Below are 384 nucleotides of genomic sequence, written 5' to 3'. Positions count from 1 at the left end.
GAATGATTCAACTACTTCTAAACGTTTAATCGCACGTGTAAGTCTTTGTCCTGTTGCAGACTCTAACTCATCACGTAATTCTTTTAATTCTGTATCCAAATCAATTTCATCTAATAATTCTTTGATACCTTCAGCACCCATTTTAGCTGTAAATTGACCAGGGAATTTATCATAGTACTCTCTGAATTCTGCTTCAGATAGTAATGTCTTTTTCTCTAAACCAGTTGGTCCTGGATTAACAACAACATAAGAAGCAAAGTAAATCACTTCTTCTAATGCTCTTGGTGACATGTCTAGTAATAGTCCCATGCGGCTTGGAATACCTTTGAAGTACCAAATATGTGAAACTGGCGCAGCTAATTCAATGTGTCCCATTCTTTCACG

Annotated in this window: 1 pseudogene; it reads right to left on the bottom strand. The window is 36.5% G+C overall.

From position 1 onward, the window contains the following. A pseudogene (locus EN845_RS34005) lies at positions 1–384 on the bottom strand (DNA-directed RNA polymerase subunit beta'); the annotation flags it as partial.

It is taken from the genome of Mesorhizobium sp. M8A.F.Ca.ET.202.01.1.1 (assembly GCF_004791595.1).
Lineage (GTDB): Bacteria > Pseudomonadota > Alphaproteobacteria > Rhizobiales > Rhizobiaceae > Mesorhizobium.
Note: the sequence above shows the minus strand (reverse complement) of the source record. Positions and strands in the feature narration are given on the sequence as shown.